Here is a 1,794-nt window from a genome sequence, read left to right as displayed (position 1 = left end):
ATGATTTTGTTTTTGATAATGAAATGGTAGCACAGATATTTGATGCAGGATTTGAAATTGGGGAAGTTACTTGTCCTACCAAATATTTTGAAGAAGCTTCCAGCATCAACTTATCTCGCAGTATTACTTATGGAATTGGTGTTTTAAAAGTATCTTTTGGCTACTTTTTTAAACAATTAGGCCTGTATAATTCTCCCATTTATCAACACAAACAATAATAGTATCGGCTTTGGCAGAATTATACGACCTTACTGACAAAAGTAATTTTGCCTACTTTTCATTCGGAGCCTTATTTTCTCTATCAAAAGGGGATTACTCTAACTGTCAGACATAATACAAACTATTACATTGTTAAGAGTTTTATTTACCTGAAACTTAAACAGATAAATAAAGTCTTATCAGGAAAATTGGTAGGCACTATGCTCGGAATACCCTTAATATATTACTATTGTTTTCATACCCGGAATAAACGAAGGTAAGTTCGCTTCTGGTAAAAAAGCTTACCTAGAAGACTATTTATTTTACCGGGATGTTTTTTTTCTAATTTTTCTCTAAAATGGGATCGTAAAACTCTACAATCTTAAATAAGTCTTTTTGGTGTGATTGATTTAAAAGATCCAGTAAAAAATACTTGTGTAGTAACCCTGTCAATATCACTATTCGTTTACCCGGAAACTCTTGAATGTAATCAATAATATTGCTGGCCATTTTTTCATTTCTCTCCCGCCAGAAATTTTTCTCTTTTTGATAATAGGGTTTCAATGAACCGGCAATTGCTACAGAATCAACTATAGACATAATAAAAGGATCTCTAACGGCCATCATTTTCCTAAGACTATCAGGCACATCAGGCTGATTCATATCAAAATAACTTTTTTGAATTATATCATATAAGAAGTTATTCAACCGAACGAACTCTAAGAATAAATCAGTTTGATTTGAAGAAAATGTATTGGAACATTTAGGATCATTAATTATGCTAAAGAATTTTCTTTCCCATCTACTGTCCACTCGAATGTATTTGTTCCTTTTCTCAATGTAGATATCAAATGGTCTTATTATTATGTTGGGCTCTATCTTTCGATATTTATATAACACCATTTTTTCTGGCGAAAGTTTCTTTCCTATACCAAGCTTAATTCTTAGCTGAACAGATGCGCGAAACTTACGAAGTTCTTTTTCTTTTGTATAATACCCTGATGGGCTCTGCATCTCGTCAAGAATCAAATCTGGTTTAACTTTTTGCAAAACGAGCAGCAAACTATCTGTATTCACAAATCTCGTCGCAGTATGTCTTACTCCAATAATTACTACTGTTGCACTGTTATTATTTTGGGATAGCAGTATGCATGTTAATAATAAATTTGCTGCCAAAAAGGCTATCAATTTTTTCATTATTAAAAAATTATTTAGATGTTATAAAAAGAAAACACCTAGCTGTTCCTTTATTCTCTTGGATGAATTGTCCATTTAAATCTCCTCACTAAAGCATTCAATGTTTTTATTAAATCATTTGATGGAATAAAAACTTGCAACCTTTTTTCAAATTAAATTTTTATCGTCATTTCTCAAATCTCCCTTTTATCAACACAAACAATAATAGTATCAGGGTGCTATTGGTAGTCGCCGGTAAAAAACAAAGCCATTCTTCGCATACAGCTTGGTAAGTGAAGGAACAGAGTCGTAAACAGATTGATCGTTTATTTTAACTGAAAAATAAACCGGCTTGTTGATATTTCCTGAGAGCAACCAATTTTTATAGGCAACTTCTTTCTGATAACTACTCAGCGTATC

2 protein-coding genes and 1 pseudogene are annotated in these 1,794 nt (G+C 32.1%); 1 reads left to right on the top strand and 2 read right to left on the bottom strand.

Annotated features, from left to right (window positions below; translation table 11 throughout):
- Window positions 1-218 (top strand): annotated as a pseudogene (locus ACOYLT_RS11840) (glycosyltransferase family 2 protein); the annotation flags it as partial.
- Window positions 219-540: 322 nt separating this feature from the next.
- On the opposite strand, the gene ACOYLT_RS11835 reads toward ACOYLT_RS11840, so the two are convergent.
- A complete protein-coding gene (locus ACOYLT_RS11835; protein ID WP_422854039.1) occupies window positions 541-1,395 on the bottom strand; it encodes a hypothetical protein in 855 nt (284 codons plus the stop codon).
- Window positions 1,396-1,605: 210 nt separating this feature from the next.
- On the bottom strand, window positions 1,606-1,794 hold a 189-nt coding region (locus ACOYLT_RS11830; RefSeq protein ID WP_422854038.1), incomplete at its 5' end, for a hypothetical protein.

The sequence above is a fragment of the Flavobacterium sp. genome (assembly GCF_049318185.1).
GTDB lineage: Bacteria > Bacteroidota > Bacteroidia > Flavobacteriales > Flavobacteriaceae > Flavobacterium.
Note: the sequence above shows the minus strand (reverse complement) of the source record. Positions and strands in the feature narration are given on the sequence as shown.